This window comes from Bradyrhizobium sp. P2_E8 (genome assembly GCF_056403875.1).
In genome coordinates this window covers 1-4696 of record NZ_JBFUES010000601.1, presented here as the reverse complement: position 1 = coordinate 4696, position 4696 = coordinate 1, and the positions used below count along the sequence as shown (strand labels likewise).

General features: G+C 66.1%; 5 protein-coding genes. 1 reads left to right on the top strand and 4 read right to left on the bottom strand.

Translation table 11 applies throughout. The features are described from left to right. Positions 1 to 464, bottom strand: a 464-nt coding sequence (locus tag AC1D00_RS27590; RefSeq protein WP_477012827.1) for a thiamine pyrophosphate-binding protein, incomplete at its 3' end; no start/stop codon positions are given. Between the two features lie 328 nt (positions 465 to 792). Further along, positions 793 to 1749 carry a tRNA (adenosine(37)-N6)-dimethylallyltransferase MiaA gene (gene miaA / locus AC1D00_RS27585; protein WP_477012826.1) on the bottom strand — a complete coding sequence of 319 codons (957 nt, stop codon included), beginning with the start codon at positions 1747 to 1749 and terminating at the stop codon, positions 793 to 795. Between the two features lie 11 nt (positions 1750 to 1760). Between miaA and serB the strand changes: the two genes are divergently transcribed. Beyond that, positions 1761 to 2666 carry a phosphoserine phosphatase SerB gene (gene serB, locus AC1D00_RS27580; protein WP_477012825.1) on the top strand — a complete coding sequence of 302 codons (906 nt, stop codon included), beginning with the start codon at positions 1761 to 1763 and terminating at the stop codon, positions 2664 to 2666. Positions 2667 to 2808: 142 nt separating this feature from the next. Here serB and AC1D00_RS27575 read toward each other — a convergent pair whose 3' ends face one another. Together AC1D00_RS27575 and AC1D00_RS27570 are read right to left on the bottom strand one after the other, a co-directional pair. After that, a complete protein-coding gene (locus tag AC1D00_RS27575; RefSeq protein WP_135175923.1) occupies positions 2809 to 4335 on the bottom strand; it encodes a Do family serine endopeptidase in 1527 nt (508 codons plus the stop codon). A gap of 143 nt (positions 4336 to 4478) precedes the next feature. Next, positions 4479 to 4685, bottom strand: a complete 207-nt coding sequence (locus AC1D00_RS27570) for a DUF2065 domain-containing protein (RefSeq protein WP_027529575.1) — start codon at positions 4683 to 4685, stop codon at positions 4479 to 4481. Between the last annotated feature and the right edge of the window lie 11 nt (positions 4686 to 4696).

Genomic DNA, 4696 nt, shown 5'->3' with positions numbered 1-4696 from the left:
ACGTAGAACGCTTCGTGCAGCACTTTCGCGAGATCGTTGACGTCGCGCACCAGCCAGTTGTGCTTGGTGCAGGGACGCGTGATGCCGACCGTGTCGCATTCCTGGAACGCGTCGTTGCCGATCAGATGCGTCGGCACCTGGCCGGAGATGCAGACCAGCGGGATCGAGTCCATCAGCGCGTCGGTCAGCGGCGTCACCATGTTGGTGGCGCCGGGGCCGGAGGTCACCAGCGCAACGCCCGGCTTGCCGGTCGAGCGCGCATAGCCCTCGGCGGCGTGGCCCGCGCCCTGCTCGTGCCGGACCAGGATGTGCTGGACCTCGCTCTGCTGGAAGATCTCGTCATAGATCGGAAGCACCGCGCCGCCGGGATAGCCGAAAATGTCGGTCACGCCGTGATCGATGAGCGCGCGGACGATCATCGCGGCGCCGGTCATCTGGTTCGGATCGTGGCTCTTGTCGGTCATTGGCTTGCTCCGGATGCGCTGTTGCCAGCGGCTTCGTTCGTGTCGGGTTCAGGAAATAAAAAAGGCCCCGAAGAGGGCCCATGCACACCGCCTGTCATGTGGATGGCAGCTAGCCATCCCCGGCGGTGTGCCTGGGTACGACGGCGATAAGGAGTTTGGTAATAATGTTACGCATGGCAGGCGCCCGGCTTCCCAAAGGTTGCGCGAAACATAGCGGCCAAAGCCTGGATGTCAAGGCAATGCGGCCGTTCCCGCGCGATTTTGGCAGTGTAGCGGTGTTCCCGGGGTTCGGCGAGGGGTAAATTCGGGAACCCGGCACAAAAGCACGTCAGTCGGGGTCCTGCGCCGCGTTCACGGTCGCCGCTAGCCAGCCCCTCGCCTCCTCCAGCTTCACCCATTCGAACTCCGGCAATTGGTGCCGGAACCAGGTGTACTGGCGCTTGGCGTAATGGCGGGTATCGGTGCGGCCGATCGTGGCCGCCTCGTCCAGGCTGAGCTCACCGCGCAAATGCCGGATCAGGGCCGGCACGCCGTGGGCCTTCATCGCCGGTAGCAAGGGATCGAGCTTTCGGGCGGCGAGGCGCTCGACCTCCCTCAAGGCGCCGGCGCCGAGCATGGCGTCGAAGCGGGCATCGATGCGGGCATAGAGCTCCTCGCGCTCGGGAGCGAGGAACACCGCGCGAAAACTGTCCTGCGGCAACAGCGGCGGCTGCCCCTCCTGGTGCCAGTCGAGCAGCGAGCGCCCGGTCGCCTCGACCACTTCGAGCGCGCGTGCGATGCGGGTGCGGTCGCGCAGGTTCAATCGCTCGGCCGCACGCGGATCGCGGGCCGCGAGTTCCGCATGCAGCGCCTCGACACCGTTCCGCTCCAGCCGCGCGCGCACGTCTTCGCGCACCTCAGCGGGGATCGGCGGCACCACCGAGAGGCCCGCGGTCAGCGCCTTGAAATAGAGCCCGGTACCGCCGATGAAGATCGGCAGGCGGCCTTCGGCTCTCGCCCCTTCGAGCGCCGTCGCCGCATCGTTCACCCAGGCGCCGGCCGAGAAATTCACGGCGGCATCGACGTGACCGTAGAGGCGATGCGGCACGAGCGCCTCGTCTGCCCGTGTCGGGCGCGCCGTAATGATGCGCAGGTCGCGGTAGACCTGCATGGAATCGGCATTGATGACGACGCCGCCGGTGGCGAGCGCCAGCTCGAGCGCCAGCGCCGACTTGCCGCTGGCGGTCGGGCCTGCGATAAGCACGGCCTTGCCAATAGGCCTTCTGCCGACTTGCCCCTCGCTCACGAAAACCTCAAATGTCCCTCGTCGCCACGCTGATCTGCAATCCCGATAGTCCCGCGCTCGACTCTACCATCGTCGACGGCGCCCGCGCCGTGCTGCCTCAGGCGGCGCCGGCGCACTGGCTGTTCGACGGGGTTGCGGTCGACATTCCCTTCGGCGCCGACAGTAACCTCGAAGGCGACCGTCACGCCATCGAACAGCGGTTGCGCGAGCTTCGCGGCGACCTGCCGATCGACATCGTCGTGCAGCCTGCCGGCGCCCGGCGCAAGAAGCTTTTTCTCGCCGACATGGATTCCACCATGATCGGCCAGGAATGCATCGACGAGCTCGCCGATCTCGTCGGGATGAAGGCCCATGTCGCCGCCATCACCGAGCGCGCGATGCGCGGCGAGATCGAGTTCGAGCCGGCGCTGCGCGAGCGTGTTGCGCTTCTGAAGGACCTTCCCGCCAGTGTCGTCGACGAGGTGCTGGAAAAGCGCATCACGCTGACCCCGGGCGGCCGCGCGCTGGTCGCGACCATGCGGGCGCACGGCGCCTATACCTGCCTCGTCTCCGGCGGCTTCACGCTGTTCACGAGCGCGGTCGCCGCCAGGATCGGCTTCCAGGAGAACCGCGCCAACGAACTGATCGTGCGCGACGGCAAGTTCACCGGCGAGGTCAAGGAGCCGATTTTGGGCCGCGCGGCCAAGCTCGCGACGCTGGTGGATCTGATGGAGTCGTTCGATCTCGACGACATCGACTCGGTCGTGGTCGGCGACGGCGCCAACGATCTGGCGATGATCCAGGCGGCGGGACTGGGCGTGGCCTATCACGCCAAGCCGGCGGTGGCGGCGGCCGCCGCGGCACGGATCGACCATGGCGATCTCACCGCGCTGCTGTATGCGCAGGGATATCGGCGCGAGGAGTTTGTGGAGGCTTAGCCTCCCCTCCGCCGTCATCACCCGCGAAGGCGGGTGATCCGTTATTCCAGAGACAGCGACGTATACGGAGAAGCCGCGGCGTACTGGATGCCCCGCTTTCGCGGGGCATGACAGTTGAGCACGCGGTGGAGAGCGACCGCCCTTACTGCACGCTCAGCGCAACAAACCGCAGCTCGCCGTCGGCGTTGGAGACCAGCAACAGCACCGATTTCTTGCCGTCCTTCTTGAGCTGGTCGACCCGCTTCTGGATGTCGGCGCCGCTGGAGACGGCCTCCTGCGCCACCTCGACGATGACGTCGCCGGCGGACAGGCGCTTCTCGGCAGCATCGGAATTGGCGTCGACATTGGTGACGACCACGCCCTTGACGCTGTCCTTGATCTTGTAGCGCGTGCGCAGGTCCTTGTTCAGCGTGGCAAGATCGAGGCCGAGCGCCTTCTGCGTCACCAGCTTCTCGGGCGGGGGCTCGTCGGTCTTCACCGCGGCCTGCACCTTGTCGGGATCCTGGAGGCGGCCGAGCGTGACCTTCTTGGTCTGCTCCTCGCCCTTGCGGATGATGATGACGTCGACTTCCTTGCCGACCGCCGTGTCGGCGACGACGCGGGAGAGATCCTTCGGATCCTTGACGTCCTTGCCGTCGAACTTGACGACGACGTCGCCGGGCTCGATGCCGGCGGGCTTGGCCGGGCCCTTGTCATCCACGCCTGCAACCAGCGCGCCGCGCGGCGGCTTGATGTTGAGGCTCTCGGCGATCTCGTCGGTGACGCTCTGGATGCGCACCCCCAGCCAGCCGCGGCGCAGTTCGCCGAACTGGCGGAGCTGGTCGACGACACCCACGACCGTCTTCGACGGCACGGCGAAGCCGATGCCGATCGAGCCGCCGGAGGGCGAGATGATCAGCGTGTTGACGCCGATGACGTCGCCATCGAGATTGAACAGCGGACCGCCGGAATTGCCGCGGTTGATGGCCGCGTCGGTCTGGATGTAGCTGTCATAGGGACCCGAGGAGATGTCGCGGTTCTTGGCCGAAACGATACCGGCCGTCACCGTGCCGCCCAAGCTGAACGGGTTACCGATCGCGACCACCCAGTCGCCGAGGCGCAGCTTGTCGGAGTCGCCGAACTTCACCGCGACCAGCGGCTTCGTCGGCTTGAACTTCAATACGGCGAGGTCGGTCTTCTTGTCGACGCCGACCAGCTCGGCCTTGATCTTGGTGCCGTCGTTGAGGATGACGTTGATCTCGTCGGCGTCCGCAATGACGTGGTTGTTGGTGACGACGACGCCTGACGTGTCGATGATGAAGCCGGAGCCGAGCGAGTTGGTCTTGCGGGGCGGGCCGTTGTCGCCACCCTTGCCGCCGCCGCCGGGACCACCGGGACCCCTGCGGTTCTTGAAGAAGTCGTCGAAGAACTCCTCGAAGGGCGAGCCGGGCGGCAGTTGCGGCATGGTGTTGCTGCCGCCGCCCTTGGCTTCGACGGTCTGCGAGGTCGAGATATTGACGACCGCGTCGATCACCTTCTCGGCGACGTCGGCGATGCCCTCCGGTCCGCGCGCATGAGCCGGCGTGCCGAACGCGCCGAAAGCACTGACGGCGAGCGCGGCCAGCCCAATTCTCACGCCAAGTCGCGCACGATGGCGCAAGCGGGACGGGGCAATGATGGCAGCGGTCATARCGATCTCCAGAGAAAGGGATTCGGCGCCAAGACTGCGCTCGAACGGGGGCACGGCGCAAGCGCGGAGCTTCACGGGCCTCAAGACCCGCATAATACGGCGAAAACCGGTTCCTTGCCTTCACTTTGGCGTTGGCGCGAGGTCTAGATCGGGCGCCGCATCACCCAGATCAGGATCAGGCCGGCCACGGCCGAACCGATCCCGACCACCCGCAGAATGTTGTCCGGCGTGGCGATGGCGCTCTTCATGGCCTTGCGCATCCAGTTCGGACTTGCCGCAAACATCAAGCCTTCCAGTACGAACAGGATGCCTAAGCCGATGAGGAAGTCGGCGAACGCAATGGACCTCATCGGATTGGAAC